Origin of the sequence: Amycolatopsis sp. NPDC049868 (assembly GCF_044461365.1) — a bacterium.
Lineage (GTDB): Bacteria > Actinomycetota > Actinomycetes > Mycobacteriales > Pseudonocardiaceae > Amycolatopsis.
Map to the genome: position 1 here is coordinate 63,457 of NZ_JBITKV010000009.1, position 20,003 is coordinate 83,459.

Annotated in this window: 18 protein-coding genes; 13 read left to right on the plus strand and 5 right to left on the minus strand. The window is 69.5% G+C overall.

Annotated elements, in window-relative coordinates; translation table 11 throughout:
• Nucleotides 1-72: 72 nt before the first annotated feature.
• The 6 genes from ACIBTM_RS31230 to ACIBTM_RS31255 all read left to right on the plus strand — a co-directional run bounded on the left by ACIBTM_RS31230 (nt 73) and on the right by ACIBTM_RS31255 (nt 7,921).
• The gene (locus ACIBTM_RS31230; RefSeq protein ID WP_395880736.1) at nt 73-2,769 is read left to right on the plus strand and encodes an MMPL family transporter; all 2,697 of its coding nucleotides are present in this window, start codon (nt 73-75) and stop codon (nt 2,767-2,769) included.
• Nucleotides 2,769-4,829 carry a YhgE/Pip family protein gene (locus ACIBTM_RS31235; protein ID WP_395880737.1) on the plus strand — a complete coding sequence of 687 codons (2,061 nt, stop codon included), beginning with the start codon at nt 2,769-2,771 and terminating at the stop codon, nt 4,827-4,829. Before ACIBTM_RS31230 ends, ACIBTM_RS31235 begins: the two co-directional genes overlap by 1 nt.
• A gap of 286 nt (nt 4,830-5,115) precedes the next feature.
• Entirely contained in the window at nt 5,116-5,853 is a 738-nt protein-coding gene (locus tag ACIBTM_RS31240) for a hypothetical protein (RefSeq protein WP_395880738.1), read from the plus strand.
• A gap of 72 nt (nt 5,854-5,925) precedes the next feature.
• Entirely contained in the window at nt 5,926-6,759 is an 834-nt protein-coding gene (locus tag ACIBTM_RS31245; protein ID WP_395880739.1) for a class I SAM-dependent methyltransferase, read from the plus strand.
• Nucleotides 6,759-7,364, plus strand: a complete 606-nt coding sequence (locus ACIBTM_RS31250) for a TetR/AcrR family transcriptional regulator (protein WP_395880740.1) — start codon at nt 6,759-6,761, stop codon at nt 7,362-7,364. The genes ACIBTM_RS31245 and ACIBTM_RS31250 overlap by 1 nt, the downstream gene beginning before the upstream one ends.
• Nucleotides 7,365-7,465: 101 nt before the next feature.
• Complete coding sequence (locus ACIBTM_RS31255; protein WP_395880741.1) at nt 7,466-7,921, plus strand: ATP-binding protein; 456 nt, start codon at nt 7,466-7,468, stop codon at nt 7,919-7,921.
• A gap of 6 nt (nt 7,922-7,927) precedes the next feature.
• On the opposite strand, the gene ACIBTM_RS31260 is transcribed toward ACIBTM_RS31255, so the two are convergent.
• Together ACIBTM_RS31260 and ACIBTM_RS31265 are read right to left on the minus strand one after the other, a co-directional pair.
• Nucleotides 7,928-9,283: an MFS transporter gene (locus tag ACIBTM_RS31260; RefSeq protein WP_395880743.1), complete on the minus strand. Its 1,356-nt coding sequence runs from the start codon at nt 9,281-9,283 to the stop codon at nt 7,928-7,930.
• Nucleotides 9,284-9,372: 89 nt separating this feature from the next.
• Nucleotides 9,373-9,975: a TetR/AcrR family transcriptional regulator gene (locus tag ACIBTM_RS31265; RefSeq protein ID WP_395880744.1), complete on the minus strand. Its 603-nt coding sequence runs from the start codon at nt 9,973-9,975 to the stop codon at nt 9,373-9,375.
• A gap of 89 nt (nt 9,976-10,064) precedes the next feature.
• On the opposite strand from ACIBTM_RS31265, the gene ACIBTM_RS31270 reads away from it, so the two are divergent.
• Nucleotides 10,065-11,114, plus strand: a complete 1,050-nt coding sequence (locus ACIBTM_RS31270; RefSeq protein WP_395880745.1) for an NAD(P)-dependent alcohol dehydrogenase — start codon at nt 10,065-10,067, stop codon at nt 11,112-11,114.
• A gap of 64 nt (nt 11,115-11,178) precedes the next feature.
• On the opposite strand, the gene ACIBTM_RS31275 is transcribed toward ACIBTM_RS31270, so the two are convergent.
• Both ACIBTM_RS31275 and ACIBTM_RS31280 read right to left on the minus strand, forming a co-directional pair.
• Complete coding sequence (locus ACIBTM_RS31275; protein WP_395880746.1) at nt 11,179-12,060, minus strand: lysostaphin resistance A-like protein; 882 nt, start codon at nt 12,058-12,060, stop codon at nt 11,179-11,181.
• 52 nt (nt 12,061-12,112) lie between these two features.
• Nucleotides 12,113-12,682 carry a TetR/AcrR family transcriptional regulator gene (locus ACIBTM_RS31280; protein ID WP_395880747.1) on the minus strand — a complete coding sequence of 190 codons (570 nt, stop codon included), beginning with the start codon at nt 12,680-12,682 and terminating at the stop codon, nt 12,113-12,115.
• Between the two features lie 74 nt (nt 12,683-12,756).
• Here ACIBTM_RS31280 and ACIBTM_RS31285 point away from each other — a divergent pair, with 74 nt between their 5' ends.
• Complete coding sequence (locus ACIBTM_RS31285) at nt 12,757-14,496, plus strand: ABC transporter ATP-binding protein (RefSeq protein WP_395880748.1); 1,740 nt, start codon at nt 12,757-12,759, stop codon at nt 14,494-14,496.
• Nucleotides 14,497-14,502: 6 nt separating this feature from the next.
• Here the strand turns inward: ACIBTM_RS31285 and ACIBTM_RS31290 are convergent, their stop codons facing one another.
• Nucleotides 14,503-15,261 (minus strand): sigma-70 family RNA polymerase sigma factor, encoded by a 759-nt coding sequence (locus ACIBTM_RS31290; protein WP_395880749.1) that lies wholly within the window; start codon nt 15,259-15,261, stop codon nt 14,503-14,505.
• Nucleotides 15,262-15,368: 107 nt separating this feature from the next.
• Between ACIBTM_RS31290 and ACIBTM_RS31295 the strand changes: the two genes are divergently transcribed.
• From ACIBTM_RS31295 to ACIBTM_RS31315, 5 genes are all read left to right on the plus strand, one after another.
• The gene (locus tag ACIBTM_RS31295) at nt 15,369-16,052 is read left to right on the plus strand and encodes a TetR/AcrR family transcriptional regulator (RefSeq protein WP_395880750.1); all 684 of its coding nucleotides are present in this window, start codon (nt 15,369-15,371) and stop codon (nt 16,050-16,052) included.
• A 55-nt stretch (nt 16,053-16,107) separates the two neighbouring features.
• On the plus strand, nt 16,108-16,788 hold the full coding sequence (locus ACIBTM_RS31300) for a GNAT family N-acetyltransferase (protein ID WP_395880751.1): 681 nt from the start codon (nt 16,108-16,110) through the stop codon (nt 16,786-16,788).
• Between the two features lie 70 nt (nt 16,789-16,858).
• Nucleotides 16,859-17,890, plus strand: coding sequence for an L-threonine 3-dehydrogenase (gene tdh / locus ACIBTM_RS31305; RefSeq protein WP_395880752.1), 1,032 nt, complete (start codon nt 16,859-16,861; stop codon nt 17,888-17,890).
• Nucleotides 17,890-19,071, plus strand: a complete 1,182-nt coding sequence (locus tag ACIBTM_RS31310; RefSeq protein ID WP_395880753.1) for a glycine C-acetyltransferase — start codon at nt 17,890-17,892, stop codon at nt 19,069-19,071. The genes tdh and ACIBTM_RS31310 overlap by 1 nt, the downstream gene beginning before the upstream one ends.
• Entirely contained in the window at nt 19,068-19,982 is a 915-nt protein-coding gene (locus ACIBTM_RS31315; protein WP_395880754.1) for a LysR family transcriptional regulator, read from the plus strand. The genes ACIBTM_RS31310 and ACIBTM_RS31315 overlap by 4 nt, the downstream gene beginning before the upstream one ends.
• Nucleotides 19,983-20,003: the final 21 nt, after the last annotated feature.

A 20,003-nucleotide genomic window follows, 5' to 3' on the forward strand; every position in this document is an offset into this window, starting at 1 on the left:
AGGATACATCGTGAATCGGATACAGCGTGTATTACGATACGCCATGTATCCAACGAGTGCCGGGAGCCGATCGTGTCGTCATTCCTCTACCGCCTCGGCAGGCTCGCCGCTCGCGGACGCGTGCTGGTCACCGCGTTGTGGCTGGTCGTGTTGTGTGTCTCCGGCGGCGCGGCGCTGCTGTTCGGCCAGGGCACCGACGACACGTTCGCGATCCCCGGCTCGGAGTCACAGGAGGCGCTCGATCACCTCGGTCGGGTCTTCCCGCAGGTGAGCGGGACTTCGGCGCAGTTGGTGGTGCTTGTACCCGACGGGCAGCGGGCCGACTCCGCCGTAGTGCGCGACTCCGTCGCCGCCGTGGTCCCGGAGCTGACCGGGGCCCCGCAGGTCTCGACGGTGGTCAATCCCTTCGATCCGGCCGTGCACGACGCGGTGTCGAAGGACGGCCGCGCCGCGTTGGTCACCGTGCAGCTCGACGTCGGGCTGGCCGACATCCAGCCGTCGACCCGGACCGCGCTCGCCGGGATCGCGCAGGACCTGGAGCACCGGATCGGCCACGGCACCGAGGTGCTCACCGGCGGCGACGCGTTCTCGGACAAGGTGCCGAAGCTCAGCCCCACCGAGGGGATCGGCCTCGTCATCGCGCTCGTGGTGCTGCTGATGGTGTTCGGTTCGTTCATCGCGGCCGGAATGCCTTTGCTGACGGCGATCCTCGGCGTCGGGGTCTCGGTGGCGCTGGTCTACGCGGCGACGTCGGTGGCGACGGTGTCCTCCACGGCGCCGATGCTCGCCGTCATGCTCGGGCTCGCCGTCGGCATCGACTACGCGCTCTTCCTCCTTTCGCGACACAGGGATCAGCTCGCCGAAGGACTGGACGTCGAGGAGTCCATCGCGAGGGCGACCGCCACCGCGGGATCCGCGGTCATCTTCGCCGGGCTCACCGTGGTGATCGCCCTGCTGGGCCTGTTCGTCGCCGGGATCCCGTTCCTGACGACGATGGGTATCGCGGCGGCGGGCGGCGTCGCGGTCGCGGTGATCGTGGCCATCACCCTCATCCCCGCCCTGCTGGCCTTCGCCGGCGAGCGGCTGCGGCCCAAGAAGCCGCGAAAGACCCGCAAGACCAAGAAGAAGACGCGGTTCAGCCTCCGCTGGGTCCGGCTCGCCACGAAATCGCCGTGGGTCACGATCGCGCTGATCGTCGGGGTGCTCGCGGTGGCGTCGGTGCCCGCGCTGGATCTCCGGCTCGCCTTGCCGGACAACGGAACCGACGAGGACGGCACCCCGGCGCGGGTCGCCTACGACGCCGTCGCCGAGCATTTCGGGCCCGGCTTCAACGGTCCGCTCGTGGTCACCGCGGACATCCTTTCGACCACCGACCCGGTCGGGATCACCAACGGTATCGCCGACGACATCCGCAAGGTGCCCGGCGTCGCCGTCGTCCCGCTCGCCACGCCGAACCCCAAGGGCGACACCGCGATCATCCAGGTCGTGCCGACGACCGGTGCCTTCGACGAGGCGACCGACGACCTCGTCGAACGGCTGCGGTCGATGGAAGGGCAGTTCAAGGACCGGTACGGCGTGCAGACCGCGGTCACCGGGTTCACCGCCGTCGGCATCGACGTGTCCACGCAACTCGGCGACGCGCTGCTGCCGTTCGGCATCCTGGTCGTCGGGCTCTCTCTCGTGCTGCTGGCGATGGTGTTCCGCTCGATCCTCGTCCCGCTCAAAGCCACCTTCGGCTACCTGCTTTCGATCGGTGCGGCGTTCGGCGCGACGTCGTTCGTGTTCGGGCAGGGACATCTGGCCGAGGCGCTGGGCGTCACCCGCACCGGCAGCGTGATCAGCTTCCTGCCGATCATCCTGATGGGTGTCCTTTTCGGACTCGCCATGGACTACGAGGTGTTCCTCGTGTCCCGGATCCGGGAGGACTACGTCCATCACGGCGACGCGCACAAGGCGATCGAGACGGGCTTCGTGTCCGCGTCGAGGGTCGTGACCGCGGCCGCGGTGATCATGCTGGGCGTGTTCGCCGCCTTCGTGCCCGATGGGAGTGCCACGATCAAACCGATCGCCTTCAGCCTCGCGGTCGGGGTGTTCGTGGACGCCTTCCTGGTGCGGATGACGCTCGTCCCGGCGATCCTCGCGCTGCTGGGCCCGCGCGCCTGGGGGCTGCCGCCGTGGCTGGACCGAAAACTCCCGGTGTTCGACGCCGAGGGCGACGGTCTCGTCCACGAACTCCGGCTCGCCGACTGGCCCGCGCCCGGCTCGGCCGAAGTGATCAGCGCCGCCGGTCTCCGCGTCGACGACGACCGGGGCCGCACGATCTTCCGCGACGTCGAACTGCATCTCGGCCCAGGGGAGATCCTTGCCGTGCACGGTTCCGGCCCGGCGGGCAAGAGCGCCCTGCTCTACGCGCTCGCCGGTCGGGTGCCGAACGTCCGCGGTGATCTGAAGGTCCTCGGCCGGGTGCTGCCGCAGCACGCGCACGCCGTCCGGCGGAACGTCGCCTTCGTCGCCTGCAAGGAGACCGACGATCCGGCGGGCGAGGTCCGCCGCGCGCTCGACGACGGCGTCGGACTCGTCTTCGTCGACGATCTGGACACCGTCGTCGCCACCGCGCAGCGCGCGGGGTTGCGAGCCGCGTTCGCGAGCAGGGCCGCGACGTTCGCCGTGTCCTGCCAGAGCCTCGCCATCGTGCGGGATCTGCTGCCCACCACCGCCGTCGCGGGTCTCGACATGACGCCCGCCCCAGTTCCCGCCGAGGTCCGCTGATGTCCCGCTTCTTCACCGGTTCCGCCCGCGCGACCGCCTTCGGCCCGCTGACCTGGAAGACCTGGCTCGGGATCGTGCTCGTCCCGGTGATCGTCGCGCTCGGGCTGGCGTGGGCGTTCTGGTCGCCCGATGACAACCACGGTGCGGCGAAGGCCGCCGTGGTCAACGACGACGAGCCGGTGACGGTGAACGGGCAGCTGATCCCGCTCGGGCGGGAACTGGCCGGAAACCTCGTGCACGGCGAGGATTCCGCGTACACGTGGGTGCTCACCGACGCGGAGGACGCGAAGGAGGGCATCTCCGACGGCACGTACTCGGCTGTCGTGACGATTCCGCGGGACTTCTCCGCGCAGGCCACGTCGACGTCGGGGAAGCCGCTCGACGCGAAGCAGGCGATCATGCGCGTCGAGACGTCGCAGCGCACCGGCCTGGTCGACCCGGTGGCGAGCCGGGAGGTCGCGAACGCGACGCTCACCGCGCTGAACCGGCAGATCGTCGAGACCTATGTGGACAATCTGTACGTCGGGTTCTCCTCGATCCACCAGCAATTGGTGCAGGCGGCCGACGGCAGCGACCAACTCGTCGTCGGACTGCGGCAGTTGTCCGACGGGACCGGGAAACTGGCCGCGGGCGCGGGCGAACTCGCCGGTGGGGCGGGAAAGCTCAGCGGCGCCGCGGGACAACTGGCGGACGGCGCGCGCGAGCTCGCGAACGGTACCGGACAGCTCGCCACCGGTTCCGGCCAGTTGTCCTCCGGGCTGACGCAGGCGGAGAAGGACACCGCGCAGCTGCCCCGGCTGACCAGGGAACTGGCCGACGGGGCACAGCAGGTCGCGAACGGCAACAAGCAGCTGGCCGACCAGATCGCGCCGCTCGCGGACAAGGTCGTGCGGATCATCGACGCGCTGCCCTCGGCGGGCGACTCGGCGCGGAAGTTCGCCGAACTCGCCGGGAAATGCGATCAGGACACGAAGTTCTGCGCCGATCTCAAGGCCGCTTCGGAGAAGTTGACGGCCGACGCCGCGATCCTCGACGGCAAACGCGCCGAAATCCGCGACGCCGTCGTACAGACGAAGAAGGCGGTGCAAGACCTTTCGGCGGGCTCGCAGAAGGTCGCCGACGGGAACAAGCAGCTCGCGGACAAGTCGAAGGAGCTCGCGGGCGGCATCGGCACGGCGGCCGACGGCGCGCGGAAACTCGACGCCGGGGTCAAGGCCGCCGACTCCGGGGCACGGCAGCTCGCCGATGGCTCCGGGCAGCTCGCCGGCGGCGCGACGACCCTGTCCACCGGTGCCGGCGAACTCGCCACCGGCGCCCGCTCCGCCGCCGATGGCGCCGAGCGCGCCGAATCCGGTGCCTCGGAGCTGGCCAAGGGGCTCAACGAAGGCCGGGGGAAGGTGCCCGACTACACCCAGGCCGAACGCGACCACCTCAAACAGGTCGCCGCCACCCCCGCGATCGCCGACACGGCGGGCTCGGGATCGTTCGGCGAAGGCGCGGTGGCGCTGATCCTCGTCCTGGCGTTGTGGGTATGCGCGCTGGCGACGTATCAGGTGATCCAGGCGGTGCCACCGAGCGTGCTCACCACCCGCGAACCGAGCTGGCGGATCATCCTCGCCGCGGCCGTCCCCGGCGCGACGCTGGCGGTGCTCACCGCCCTGATCCTGACCGGGGTGTTCTGGGCGTTCCTCGGCCTGAGCTTCGGCAAGGCGGTGACCCTGCTGGTGGTGCTCGTGCTCGCGGCGGGGACGTTCACCGTCGTCAACCAAGCGCTGGTGGCGATCTTCAAACGTCCTGGCCGCTTCGCCGCCCTGGCGATCCTCGTGCTCACTGTCGGTGCTTCGCTGGTTTCGACCGTGCCTGGCTTTTTCGGGACCGTGCTGGGGATCCTGCCGACCAACGGCGCCTTGGTGGCGTTGCGGTCGCTGCTGACCGGGACCGACGGGCTGACGCCGGGGATCGTGCAGCTGGTGGTGTGGCTGGGAATCGGGACCCTGGCGATGATCGTGGTGACGGACCGGCGACGGTCCTTGCCGGGACGGGAACTGCGGCTGGCGTAGTGACGAGCGTCGTTAGTTCGCGTCTTGAGTGGTAATGCGGGTTATTGAGGGGTAAGTCAAAGGTGTCGTGGTCGCGGGCGGGCCGCTGACCCGCGGCGACCACCTCGCCGTCGGGGTGACTCCGTACGCCACGTTCGCCTCACCCCTCACTAGAACGCTCTTTGGCACTCACGACCCAGGCGCACAACGGCCGGATGCCGAGACTTACGACGCGAACTTCTGGCTCGGGGCACCAAGTGACGAGCGTCGCCTTCCGGTACCCCCTGGGGGTATGTATGTTGGGGTCATGAACACAGCAGTGCATGGCATGCATGGCCACGAACCCGCCGGGCTCGCGTCGACCAAGGGTGGCTACACCCTCGCGCCCACCACCACGACGCTCATCCCCGGAAAGGCGGCTCCCTTCACCTTCCGGATCCTCGACGCCGACGGCTTGCCGGTGACCGCCTACGACGCCGAACACGAAAAGCGGATGCACCTCATCGTCGTCCGCCGCGACACCGCGGGCTTCCAGCACATCCACCCCGAACTCGGTGACGACGGCACCTGGTCGGTTCCGCTGATCGTCGGCGACGCCGGGGTCTACCGCGTGTTCGCCGACTTCAGGCCCAGTGGCGGCGAGGCGGTCACCTTGGGGGCCGACCTCTTCGCCGGTGGGGATTTCCGCCCCGTCGAATACCGGACCTCGCGTGTCGCGGAGGTCGACGGCTACCAGGTCCACCTCGACGGCGAACTCATGCCGGGAATGCCGTCGAAGGTGACCCTCACCGTCACGAAGGACGGCCGTGCGGTCACCGATCTCCAGCCGTACTTGGGTGCCTACGGGCATTTGGTCGCGCTGCGCGGTGGCGACCTCGCGTATCTGCACGTCCATCCCGACGGCGAACCCGGGGACGGCCGGACCGCGGCGGGGCCCGAGGTGACGTTCTTCGCCGGGTTCCCGACGGCGGGAACCTATCGGCTGTTCCTCGACTTCCAGCACGAAGGCAAGGTCCGCACCGCCGAATTCACCGTCACCGCTTGACGGCGAACCCGGGTCTCGCTCAGTATGAACACGTGTTCATGAACGTGGGTTCATAACGAAGGAGGTTCTGGGATGCCCGGCATCGTCAACACCGCCCAGTCGGAGGCGTGGAACGGCTACGAGGGGCGGCACTGGGCCGAGCACGACGGGCGCTACGACGCGGTGAACAGCGGGTTCAACGAGTTCCTGTTCGACGCCGCCGGGATCGGCGAGCGGGATCGGGTGCTCGACATCGGCTGTGGCAACGGACAGGTCACCCGGCTCGCCGCCGGTCGCGCCCCGCTCGGGGGCGCGACCGGGATCGACCTGTCCGCGCCGATGCTCGCCACGGCCCGGGCCCGCGCGGAGGCGGAAGGCGTGGCGAACGTCGGGTTCGAACAGGGCGACGTCCAGGTCTTCCCGTTCGGGGAAGGCGTTTTCGACGTCGCGCTCAGCCGGTTCGCGGTGACGTTCTTCGCGGATCCGGTCGCCGCCTTCGCGAACGTGCGCCGGGCGCTGAAGCCGGGCGGCAGGCTCGCGTTCCTGTGCATGACCGCACTCGCCGGCACCGATCTCGGTACCGTTTTCGGTGCACTGGCACCGTTCTTGCCGACCCCGACCGGCGAGGACGGCACCGGGCCGACGGCGTTCGCCGACCCCGAACGGGCTCGCTCGGTGCTGACGGACGCCGGATTCCGCGAGGTCACGGCCACCCGAGTCGAGGCCGATCAGGTCTGGGGAAGCGACGTGGCCGACGCCGCCGGGTTCATCGCGGACTGGGGGCCGGTCAAGTATCACCTCGGTCTGGCCGGCGAAGAAGCGGCGAACAGCGCGCGACAAGCGCTTTCGGTCGCGCTCCAGCCCTTTGACGGGCCCGGCGGTGTGCGGCTGCGTGGTGCGGCGTGGCTGGTCAGGGCGAAATCCTGATGGCACCGAGGAAAGCGGCGGCGCTGCGCGACACCGAAGACGGCCGGAGCCTGCGCGAGCATCTGATCGGGACGGCCGCGGACCTGATTTCCGCCAACGGCACCGCGGAACTCACGGTACGGGCCATCGCGCGGGCGGCCGGGGTCGCCGACGGCGTGCTGTACAACCACTTCACCGACAAGGAGGAGTTGCTGGCCGACGCGCTGGCGGAACACGTGCGGCGGGTCGAGGCCGGGCTCGGCGAGCTTCCCGTACCAGGTTCGGCCACGGTCGAGAGCAATCTCCGTGCTCAGCTGGCCTACGGGCTGGCTCTGCACAAGGAGATCCTGCCCGCGTTCGCCGGGCTGCTCGCCCGTCCCGCCGTGCTCGCGCGGTTCGGGGAACTGGCCGGTGAGACCTGGCGGGATCGCCTCGCCGGATATCTGCGCGCGGAAAAGGAGCTCGGCAGGCTGGGCGGCGATGTCGACGCCGCGACGGCGATGCTGGTCGGTGTCTGCCACGAATCGGTGCTCACCGCGCTGCTCCCGCACGGCCCGGAGGTGACCACCTCGCCTGCCACGGAAGCCGTGGTCAAGACGGTGCTGGAGGGTATCGCGGTCCGGTGATCTCCGTGTCGGGTTCGACACGGGTTGATCAGCGGGTGTTCTGGGTAACCCGGTTGTGCGACTTCAGCAGGGAGGTCGCGCGCGAGGGGAAGGGTGGCTCCATGATCAACGTCGCGGAGCATCCGGTGCCGGGAACCTGGGTGCTCGACCTGCGGGCCACGACGCCGCGGGCGTTGCCGGACATGCGCGCCTGGGTGGTCAGATGCCTTCCCGATCTCGGCGAGGGACATCGCGACGACGTCCTGCTGGCGGCGACGGAGCTCGTCGCCAACGCCTATGTGCACGGTGGTGGGGCACGCCACATCCAGCTGTGGCGCGGCGTGTCGCCGTGCGCTGTCCGCATCGAAGTGGCGGATGTCAGTGTCGAACAGCCACGGGCGCGTTGTTCGCAGATCGAGGATCCCCGCGGGCGCGGTCTCCTCGTCGTCGACGGGGTGGCCGTGCAATGGGGCGTCCGGCGCGATCCGGTGCGTGGCGGGAAGATCGTCTGGGCGCACATACGGTGCGACGGCGGCTGCCCGGAAGCGCTCCCGCGCGTGAAGCGCTCCCGGAACTGACCGGCCTCAGACGGCGCGGCGTGCGGTGAGCAGGCCGAGGGCAGAGATGGCGGCGAAGCCGAACAACAGCCACCTCGCCGACGTGACCACCGAAGCACCGCCGAGGTTGACCAGCAGGCCGGCGACCGCCGCGCCGAACGCGGTCGACATCGTCAGCACCGTCGCGATCGCGGCGGCCGCCTGCCCGCCTTCGCCGTCCGGGGCGGAGGTCATCGCAGCGACGGACAGATGGGGCATCGCGATGCCGATTCCCGTGCCGCCGAAGAAGAGCACCGGCAGCCAGGCGAGCACGACGGGCAGTGGCGGCTGTTCGGTCTGCAGCAGTCCCAGCACGGCGAACCCGATGGCGAGACAGGCGGGCCCGGCGAGCACGAGCCGTCGTGTCCTGCCTGCCGAAGCGCTCACGAGCTGGCTTACCGACCAGCCCAAGGACAGCGCGGCGGCGAAGAATCCCGCCGCCGCGGGCGGAAGCCCGCCCAGTCGCTGCCCGAACAGCGGCAGGAACGTCTCCACCGCGACGCCGGACGCCAGCACCATGATGGTCAAGTAGATCCACCGCGACCGCGAACCCCGGCGGTAGACCGAAGCAGGCAGCACACTCGCCGCCGAACGGTTCTCCGTCACCAGGAACGCGCCCACGAGTACGAGACCCGCCGCGATGAGGGCGGCCATCGCGAGGGCGTCGGACAGGATCCCGGCCACGCTCACCGCTCCGGCGGCGCCGACGATCAGGGACAGTGAAACGACCGGGACCGGCGGTGCCTGCTCCGGGCGTTCGCCGCCGCGGAGCGCCCGGGGCACGAAGACCGCCAGCGCGGCCGCCACCACAGCGAGGACCGCGAAGGCGGAGCGCCACGAACCGAACTGTGCCGAGAACCCGCCGAGCGCCGGGCCTGCGAAGTTGCCGACCCCGAACATCGCGGAGATCAGGGCGCTGCCCCGGCTCCACAACCGAGGCGGCAGCGCCGAATGGATCAGGGCGAAGCCCAGCCCGGTCAGCAGACCGGCGCCGAGGCCCTGCGTCCCGCGGCCGAGCAGAAGGACCGGCATCGACGGGCTCGCCGCGCACAGCACCGAGCCCGCGGCGAAGACGCCGAAACCGAGCAGATAGGAACCCTTGCCGCCGAAGCGTGAAAGCGCCTGGCCCACCAGCATGGTCGCGACGACCTGGGCGACCAGGAACGCCGTCATGGTCCAGGCGTACAACGATCGTCCGCCGATGTCCTGGATCGCCGTCGGCAGCAGGCTCGCCGCCACGTAGATGGTGATCGCGCCGACGAGCACGCCACCCGCCAATACCGCCGCGGTGCTCGTATGGCGGCCCAGTTCCCGCCACGACCCGACGTCTTGCCCGATGCTCACGCGTTTCTCCTCGCTGTCGAAAGGATTGCGCTTCGCATCCTGTCGGCGCGGGGAGCCCCGGTAATCGGACAAAACAGACGTGAATCACGTCACATTTTCGTGCGTCCTTCGATGGCGGCGCGAGCGGCCTCGACCGATTTACGGACGACGACTTCCGTGGAGTAGCCCTGTTTCTTGAACACTCCGTCGAGGTAGAACGTGCCGTAACCGTGCGCCTGGGTGAACAACTGCTCCATCAGTTCGAGCCCGTCCTCCGGCCGGTCGGCGACGGTGAGGCAGAGCATGACGAACTGGTCGGTCAGGCGGCGGGTCTGCTCGTGCAGCGCGGCGTGCTCGGGGCCCTGCAAGCCGTCCGAGTAGATGATGTTCATCCCGGCCCGGCGTTCGATCAGGTATTCCGTGTACGCGCCGGCGGCCGCGGCGAGTGCGGCGACCGGTTCGCTCTCGGCCTCGATGGCGTCGTGCACCCTGTCCGCCAGCTGGCAGGCGACCTTGGCGGCGATCGCGGCCAGCAGGCTTTCCTTGTCCGGGAAGTGGCGGTAGGGCGCGCCGGGGCTGACCTTCGCGCGCCTGGCGACCTCGGCGACGGAGAACGCGCCGAGCCCCTGTTCGGCGATCAGATCGAGCGAGACCCGCACGAGTTCGGCGCGAAGGTCGCCGTGATGGTACTTGCCGCCCATGTCGTGGATCACACCGTCCCGGTCGCGGAATATGTAAGAGGCCTCTTACGCTAGTTGTAAGTGACCTCTTACATGGTCTCACTGTTTCAGCGGAGGGTTTCATGACGACGACCACGCACGCCATCGCCGCGCCGTCCCCGGGCGCCGCCCTGTCGCCGACGACGATCGAGCGTCGCGACCTGCGTCCGGACGACGTGTTGATCGACATCGCGTACGCGGGGATCTGCCACAGCGACATCCACCAGGTGAAGGAGGACTGGGGCAGCGCGATCTTCCCGATGGTGCCCGGTCACGAGATCGCCGGCGTCGTCGCCGCGGTCGGCTCCGACGTGACGAAGTACCAGGTGGGGGACCGCGTCGGGGTCGGCTGCATGGTCGATTCCTGTGGTGAGTGCGAATACTGCCTCGCGGGCACCGAACAGTTCTGCCTCAAGGGCAACATCCAGACGTACAACGGAGTCGGTTTCGACGGCGAGAACACCTACGGCGGTTACAGCCGTCAGATCGTCGTGAAGGACGCTTTCGTTTGCCGGATCCCGGAAGGGATCGGCCTCGACGTCGCTGCCCCGCTGCTGTGCGCGGGTATCACCACCTACTCCCCGCTGAACCGCTGGGGCGCCGGGCCGGGCAAGAAGGTCGCCGTCGTCGGTCTCGGCGGGCTCGGGCATATGGCGGTCAAGATCGCGGTCGCCATGGGCGCCGACGTCACCGTGCTCAGCCAGAGCCTGAAGAAGCAGGAGGACGGCCTGAAACTGGGCGCGAAGGACTACTTCGCGACCGGTGACGCGTCGACGTTCAAGGCGCTGCGCGGCCGCTTCGACCTGATCCTCAACACCGTTTCGGCGACGCTGCCCGTCGACTCCTACCTCGGCATGCTGCGGGTCGGCGGCGCGATGGTGAACGTCGGCGCGCCCGGCGAACCGCTGTCCTACAACGCCTTCTCGCTGCTCGGCGGGAACAGGGTGCTCGCCGGCTCGATGATCGGCGGGATCGCCGAGACCCAGGAGATGCTCGACTTCTGCGCCGAGCACGGGATCGGCGCGGAGATCGAGACGATCTCTGCCGACCAGGTGAACGTGGCCTACGACCGGGTCGAGAACAGCGACGTCCGGTACCGGTTCGTCATCGACGCGGCGACCATCGGCGCCTGACTTCCCTGTCCGTGAAGGCCTCCTTGCCTACCCTGAAGGTAGTGAAGGAGGCCTTCACGGACGGCTACATCAGCAGCAGCGGCAGCGTGTTCATCGCGGTGTGCGCGGCGATCGGCGCCCACAGATTGCGGTAGCGCGACCACAGATAGCCGGTGAACAGGCCGAAGAACCCTTGGAACGCCACGATCGCGCCCAGGGTGAGCGGCAGTGATCCCTGTCCGTGCGTCGGCAGATGCAGCCACGCGAACAGCAGCGCCGACAGCAGGATTCCCGGCCACCGCCCGAAAAGCGCCTCCAGCCGGGTCTGCAACATGCCGCGGAAGAAGACCTCTTCGAGGACGTTCGCGGTGAAGAAGGTCAGTGTCGCGCCGACCGCCAGGTACACCGGGTCCGGGTAGTCCTCCGCGGCGGGAAGCGGCGGCGCGAGCGGGCCGAGGACGTAGAGCCAGCCGAACACGAGCACCGCCGGGATCGGCGCGAGCCATTGCCAGGTCTGCCGGGGCCGCCAGGTGAGCCGGAAGGAATCCCGCGCGGGCAGGATTCTAAGCAGGATCAACGGCAGCGCCAAGAACACCAGCGGTTTGGCGAGCGCCCAGATGTCGCGGACCAGCGCCTGCTGTCCCGCGGCCGAAACCAGGTACAACGCCAACGGCCACAGGAACGCGATGAGCGCCAAGGCCGTCGCCTGTCTGCCCAGTCCGCGCCGGTCGGTCACTGGGGGGAGCAGCTTCGGTGCGTGGAGCGGGATCCCGTGGATCAGCAGGATCCCGGCGAGCGCGGGGATCAGGGCGCCCGCGAGGGAAAGCTCCTTGGCCGAATCCGCGGACGGTTTGATCGCGTCGTGCCCGGTGGTCAGCAGCAGCGCGGGTGCGGCCGCGAACACCGCGAGCCCGCCGAAGAGGATTCCCCAGGCGGCACCCGGGCGGGTGCCGGTTTTTTCAGTCACCCGGCCAGGATCTTCGAAGCGGCGCCAGTCCGCGTCATCACTTCGGAGGACTTCAGCCGACCGCGATGACCTTTTCCAGGCTGCGCAGGCACAACGTGAGCGCCTCGTGCTTCGGCGTCTTGTCGCGCGTCAGCTCCCAGGCCGTGTAGAGCAGGCTCCAGAGCAGTTGCAGCAACCATTCCTTCGTCATCGCCGGATCGATCGAACCCTCGGCGTGCCCGCGTTCGATGAGCCGCAACAGGAGACGGTCGTCGTCGCTCTCCTCCTCCCATTCGGGCCGGGTCATCAGCTCCGGCATGGTGAACAGGAGCTGGAAGACGTCGGCGTGTTCGAAGTACTCCTGGCACAACCGAGCCAGCACGGCCGGGACCGGGCCGTCGTCGATCCTGGCCCGCTGGGTGCTCTGGGAGATCTTGTCGAGGGCGTCGTGGCTGATGGCCTCGATGAGGTCCGAACGCTCCGCGAAGTACCGGTGCACCGTGGTGCGCCCGACGTTCGCCGCCGCCGCTATATCGGCCAGCGTGGCGCTCGGTTGCTTGGTAAACGTCTCGATGGCCGCGTCCAGGATCGCGCGCCGGGTCCTCGCCCGGACACCCGTCTCGGTGACCACACCCTCACTCATGGCCGGTACCGTACCTCGCTCCCGATATGGAACTCGCTTGACGATTTTAGAACACGCATGTTCCATTGAGAACCATGAAGACTCCACGATTGAAGGTGCTGTGGTCCTTCGCGCGACCACACAAGGGGGCACTCGCGATCGGCCTGGTACTCGCCCTGCTCGGTTCGGCGACCGGTCTCGCCACGCCCATGGTCACGAAATGGGTGCTCGACTCGCTCGGCTCGTCGGCGTCCCTGGCGGGCCCAGTGCTGGCGTTGTCCGGCCTGATGGTGGTCGGCGCGATGATCTGGCTGGCGCAGTGGATCCTGCTCGGCACGGTCGGCGAGCGGGTGGTGCTGAAGGCGCGGGAATCCATGGTGCGGCGGTTCTTCCGCGCGACGATCCCGGCGATCACGAAGCGCCCGACGGGGGAGCTGGTCACCCGCGTCACCTCCGACACGGTGCTGCTGCGTGAGGCGGCGTCGTCCAGCGTGATCGGCTTGATCAACGGTGTGGTGATGCTCGTCGGCACCCTGGTGCTGATGAGCGTGCTCGACCTGGTGCTGCTGGCGACGACGGTGGCGGCAGTGCTCGTGGTGATCGCGTTGTTCGCCTGGCTCATGCCCGCCATCGCGAAGGAACAGGAGAAGGCGCAGGATCGCGTCGGCCGGCTCGGCGGCGTGCTCGAAGGCGCGCTGCGGGCGATCCGCACGGTGAAGGCCAGCCGCGCCGAAACCCGGCAGGCCGACCGGATCCTGGTCGACGCGGAAGCCGCCACGGTGCACGGCGTCCGCGCGGTGCGCCGGGAGGCCGTCGCCTGGGTGGTGGCCTGGACGGGTATCCAAGCCGCGACCCTGGTGATCCTCGGTCTGGGCGCCTGGCGGGTCGGTGCGGGCCTGCTGGAGGTGTCGAGCCTCATCGCGTTCCTGCTGTACGCGTTCGCGTTGATGGAGCCGATCACCGAACTGAGCCAGAACATGACCGCCCTGCAGGCGGGGGTCGCCGCGGCCGGGCGGATCCGGGAGATGGACGCGCTGGAGGTGGAAGAGGACCAGGTGCCCGCCAGGGCGGCGTCCGCAGGTGACCAGGACGGCCCGGTGCTGGAACTGCGCGGCGTGACCGCGGGCTACGGCGGCGACCCCGCGCTGCGCGACGTTTCGCTGGAGATCCCGAGGCGCGGGCACACCGCGATCGTCGGGCCGTCCGGCGCGGGCAAGACCACGATGCTGTCGCTGATCATGCGGTTCGTGCGGCCGCGATCGGGTTCACTGCTGCTGGACGGACGCGAGTACGCGGACCTGCCGTACGCGGACGTGCGGTCCCGGCTGGCCTACGTCGAGCAGGAGACGCCGATCGTGCCGGGGACGATCCGGGAGAACCTGCTCTTCACCCATCCGGACGCGACAGAGGAAGAAGTACGGCGGGCGCTCGCCGAAGTCCGGCTGACCGAGAAGATCGCCGCACTCGACGACGGACTGGACACGCCGCTTTCGTCGACGTCGGTGTCCGGTGGGGAACGCCAGCGGATCGCGCTGGCCAGGGCGATCCTGCGCACGCCGGACGTGGTGCTGCTGGACGAGGCGACCGCGCAGGTCGACGGCCGGACCGAGAGCGCGATCCACGACTGCATCCGGCGGCTGGCCCGCGACGGAGCCGTGGTCACCGTGGCGCACCGGCTGTCCACCGTGATCGACGCGGACACCATCGTGGTGATGGAGGAGGGCCGCGTCCGGGCGAGCGGAAGTCACGAGCACCTGCTCGCGACCGACACGCTGTACCGGGAACTGGTGGAGGCGCTGAGGATCGCGGGGGAAGCCGCTCCGGTACCGGGTTGATCCTCTTCAGGCGGGGACGGCGCGGACACCCGGCGGCATCTCGCGGTTGACCTCGTCGAGCCGGGTGGCGACGGTCCGGCAGGGTTCGCAGCCCGCCAGATGTGCGGTGATCAGATCCGCGCGGCGGCCCGGTACGCCGCCGCGGAGCCATGCGCCCATCCGGCGCCGCGCTTCCCGGCAGCACGGCGTGCCCGTCTCGGGGACCTGCGCCTGCAGGAAGGCCTGGCGCAGCCCTTCACGGGCCCGCAAGGCGAGGACGGAGGTGCCGTTGGGCGAGAGGCCGAGCAGCGGCGCCACCACCTTCGGGGAATCGCCCTCGGCTTCGGTCCGCCACAGCACGGTCCGCCAGCGGCCGGGGAGCGCGCAATAGGCGGTCCACGCCAGATGGGCGTTCGCGCGGAGGATGAGGAGTTCTTCCGCGCCCACGACTCCAGTGGCCTCTTCGACCGCCGGGGTCGTGCCGTACAGCTCGACCCGTTGGTGGTGCCGGCTCCATTTGGCGGCGAGATTCCGGATGGTGACCGCGAGATAGGGGCGGAGGTTCTCGCGCGGCCCGCCGCCGTCGCGGATGACGCTCAGGACCCGAACGAAGGCTTCGGCCACGAGGTCGTCCCGCTCGGCGGGCTCGGCGACCCAGCCCGCGGCGATCCGGCGGAGCGGCTCGGCGTGCCGCCGGAACAGCGTCTCGCCCGCGGCGATGTCACCGGCGCGGAAGGCGTCGAGCAGCGTGGCGTCCGCTGTGTCGGCGTCGACGTCATCCCTCATCGCGGTCTCCCGGACGGGCCAATCTGAATACCCTCAGTGACATTCGCTGTCAAAAGTAACGGGTACGGCAGTGTACCCGCTAACCGGCCGGGGATAAACTCCGGGGGATGACGTCTGAAGCCGACGCGCCGCGGCCGGACGGCCGGGCGGCGCGCTGGGCGGGACAGCGGGAGCGCCGTCGACGGGAGTTCGTCGACGCGGCGCTGCGCGCGATCGCCGAGCATGGTCCGGAGGTTTCCACCGAACAGATCGCCGACGAGGCCGGGGTGGCGAGAACCCGGGTGTACAAGCATTTCGACGACGCCGCCGACCTGCAGCGCGCGATCGCCGACCGCGCCGTCCGCCTCATCACCGCCGAACTGGCCCCGCTGTGGGATCCGAGCGGGACACCGATGCAGCTGATCACCATGGCGGTGGGCGCGCACACCGGCTGGCTCGCCGAACACGGGAACCTCTACCGCTATCTCGCCAGGCACTCCCAAGCCGGGCGACGCGGCGGCGACGCCATCACCGACGTCAAGACGGCGATCGCCCGGCAGCTCTCCGTCCTGTTCGAGCACTATCTCGACACCTTCGACCTCGACGACCGTATCGCCGAACCGCTCGCCTTCGGGCTGGTCGGCCTCGTCGACACGAGTGCCGCGCGCTGGCTGGAGAATCCAGGCGGCCTTGAGCTCCCGGAGCTCGCGAGCCAGCTCGTGCGGTGGATCTGGCGGGTCATCGACGACACGCTCCGGGAACGCGGGATCGAACTCGATCCGCATTCGCCGCTGCTCGTGCCGGGCGGCTGAACGCTCAGGATGTGGGAGCGGGAATGAAAGCCCGCCCGCCGGTGTCGGAGCGGTCATGGTCACCCCTTTCGACGACCCGGCCTGGGCTTCGCTGACCGGGCCGCACGCCCACTTCGCCGAACGCGCCGGCCGGGTGCTGCGCTACCAGGTCGACGTCGCCCCGTTCTTCGCCCTGCCGCCGGAACCGGACGAGAGCGTGTGGGCCGACGTCGCCGCGCTGGCGGGTCCCGGCCAGACGGTCACCGTCCACAACGCGCTGCCCGTCCCGCCCGGCTGGGAAGTCCTCGGCAGGATCGCCGGAGTCCGGCTGGTCGACGTCGCGCTCGAAGCCGCCGAAGATCCCGAAGCGGTCCTGCTGGGGCCCGACGACGTCCCGGAGATGCTGGACCTCGTCGAGCGGACCAAACCGGGACCGTTCCGGAAGCGGACCATCGAATTGGGGACATATCTGGGAATCCGGCGCGACGGCGAGCTGATCGCGATGGCGGGGGAGCGGATGCACCCGCCCGGCTGGACCGAGATCAGCGCCGTCTGCACCGACCCGGCGTATCGCGGCCAAGGACTGGCGACCCGGCTCATCCGCGCGGTGGCGGCGGGGATCCGGGCCCGCGGCGAACGCCCGATGATGCACGCGGCGGCGGCGAACACCTCGGCCATCAGGCTGTACCGGTCGATCGGGTTCGAGGTGGTGCCGCGGCCGGACTTCGTGTCGGTCCGGGTTCCGGGCTCCTTGTGAAGACACGCTAACGAGGGATTTCAGAAACTCGCGATGGACTGAACAGCACGGGCGGGCCAGACTTCGCGCCATGAAGGCATTGGTCAAAGCCGACCGAGCACCCGGGCTGGAACTCACCGACGTGCCGGATCCCGCCGTCGGTCCCGGCGACGTCGCCGTCCGCGTGCTGCGCGCCGGGATCTGCGGCACCGATCTGCACATCGACTCCTGGGACGACTGGGCGGCGCGCACCATCGCCGCGCCGCTGGTCATCGGCCACGAGTTCGTCGGCGAGGTGGTCGAGATCGGCCGGTCGGTGACCACGGTCAAAGTGGGTGACCTGGTCAGCGGCGAGGGCCACCTCGTCTGCGGGAGCTGCCGCAACTGCAAGGCCGGACGGCGTCATCTGTGCGCCAGGACCAAGGGCCTCGGTGTGCACACCGATGGTGCCTTCGCGCAGTACGCCGTGCTGCCCGAGATGAACGCCTGGGTGCACCGCACCAAGGTCGACCTCGACATCGCCGCGATCTTCGACCCGCTCGGCAACGCCGTGCACACCGCGCTCTCCTTCCCCGTCATCGGCGAGGACGTGCTGGTCACCGGTGCCGGCCCGATCGGCATCATGGCCGCCGCCATCGCGCGCCACGCGGGCGCGCGCAATGTCGTCGTCACCGACGTCAGCGAGCACCGCCTCGAACTGGCCCGCAAGGTCGGCGTCGACCTCGCGCTGGACGTCTCCTCCGCGACCATCGCCGACGCCCAGCACAAACTCGGCATGGCCGAGGGCTTCGACGTCGGCATGGAGATGAGCGGGCGGCCCGAGGCGCTGCGCGAGATGATCGCGAACATGTCGCACGGCGGGCGGGTCGCGCTGCTCGGCCTTCCCGCTTCCGACGTGTCGGTCGACATCGCGTCCGTGGTGCTCAAGATGATCCAGATCAAGGGGATCTACGGGCGTGAGATGTTCGAGACGTGGTACTCGATGTCCGTCCTGCTGCAGGCCGGGCTGGACATCTCGCCGGTGATCACCCACCGGTTCGGCTACACCGAATACGAGAAGGCGTTCGCGACGGCCAGGGAAGGCCGCTGCGGCAAGGTCATTCTGGACTGGACGGAGAACTGATGTACGGCGCGATGCGCGACGACCTCAAGGCCGGGCTCGCCGAGATCCGGGAAGCCGGACTGTACAAAGGCGAGCGGGTGATCCAGGGACCGCAACGGGCTTCGGTCAGCGTCGGCGACGGCGACGTCCTCAACTTCTGCGCCAACAACTACCTCGGCCTCGCCGACCACCCCAAGCTGATCAAGGCCGCGCAAGAGGCGCTGGACCGCTGGGGCTTCGGCATGGCGTCAGTGCGGTTCATCTGCGGGACCCAGCAGCCGCACAAGGAACTCGAGGCGAAGCTGTCGGAGTTCCTCGGCACCGAGGACACGATCCTCTACAGCTCCTGTTTCGACGCCAACGCCGGGCTGTTCGAGACGCTGCTGACCGACCAGGACGTCATCATCTCCGACGAGCTCAACCACGCGTCGATCATCGACGGCGTCCGGCTGTGCAAGGCGAAGCGGATGCGCTACCGCAACCGCGACGTCGCGGATCTGGAGGCCAGGCTCAAGGAGGCGTCCGGCGCGCGGTACCGGATGATCGCCACCGACGGCGTGTTCTCGATGGACGGCTACCTCGCCCCGCTCGACGAGATCTGCGAGCTGGCCGAGCGCTACGACGCGCTGGTGATGGTGGACGACTCGCACGCCGTCGGCTTCACCGGTCCGACCGGTCGCGGTACGCCGGAGCTGTTCGGCGTGCAGGACAAGGTCGACGTGCTGACCGGCACGCTCGGCAAGGCGCTGGGCGGTGCGAGCGGTGGCTACACCTCCGGCCGCGCGGAGATCGTCGAGATGCTGCGGCAGCGTTCGCGGCCGTACCTGTTCTCGAACTCGCTGGCGCCGTCGATCACCGCGGCCGCGCTCGCCACGCTGGAACTGCTGGACTCTTCGAGCGACCTGCTGGGCAAGCTGCGCGCCAACACCGAGCTGTTCCGGCGCCGGATGACCGAGGCGGGTTTCGATCTGCTCCCGGGTGAGCACCCCATCATCCCGGTGATGATCGGTGACGCCGCCAAGGCGGGCAAGATGGCGGATCTGCTGCTCGAGCAGGGCATCTACGTGATCGGCTTCTCGTATCCGGTGGTCCCGCATGGCAAGGCCCGGATCCGGACGCAGATGTCGGCGGCGCATTCGACCGAGGACGTCAACCGGGCCGTCGACGCGTTCGTGACAGCAAGGTCCATGATGGACGAATGATCGATCCGCGACGGCTGCGCGTGCTGCGCGCCCTCGCCGACCACGGCACCGTGACGGCGGCGGGGCAGGCGCTGCACCTGACGCCGTCCGCGGTCTCCCAGCAGCTGGCCGCCCTCGAAGCCGAGTGCGGCCAGCAGCTGCTCCGCCGCCGGGGCAGGCGGGTTTCGCTGACCCCGGCGGGTGAACTGATGGTGGTGCACGCCAACGCCGTCGCCGCCGAACTGGAACGGGCGCGGGCCACCCTGGCCGCGCTCGATTCCGGCGTACAGGGCATGGTGCGGCTGGCGAGTTTCGCCTCCGCCATCACGATGGTCGTGGCGCCGGCGATCGCCTCGCTGCGCGCCGGGTCGCCCGGGGTCACCATGCAGGTGCAGGACGTCGAAGGGCACGCGAGCATCCCGCTGCTGCTCGACGGAGAGGTCGACCTGGCGATCACCGAGGAGTACCGGCTCTCGCCACGGACGGATGAAAGCAGGCTCACCCGGTTCCCGTTGTACGTGGAGCCCTTCGACGTCGTGCTGCCCACCACGCACCGGCTCGCCCGGGCGTCCGAAGTGGACATCGACGAACTCGCCGACGACGAGTGGATCGCGCCGAAACCCGGGAATCCCTGCCGCGACGTGCTGATGATCGTCTGCGCCAATCCGGAGATCCGGCACGTCTCCGACGATTTCCACGCGATCACCACCCTGGTCGCCGCCGACGAGGGCGTGGCCTTGGTGCCGCGCAACGCTTTCGCCGCCGTTCCCGGTGCGGTCGCCGTCCCGTTGCGCGGCGAACCGCCGCTGCGCCGGGTGTTCGCCGCCGTCCGGCGGGGGAGCGCGGACCACCCGTTGCTCAAGTCCGTGCTCGCCGCGTTGCTGGACGCGGCGCCGGGTCATGCGAATGCGGACAGGGGAAGTCCCGCTTAGGATCTTGGCACCTGCCGTCTA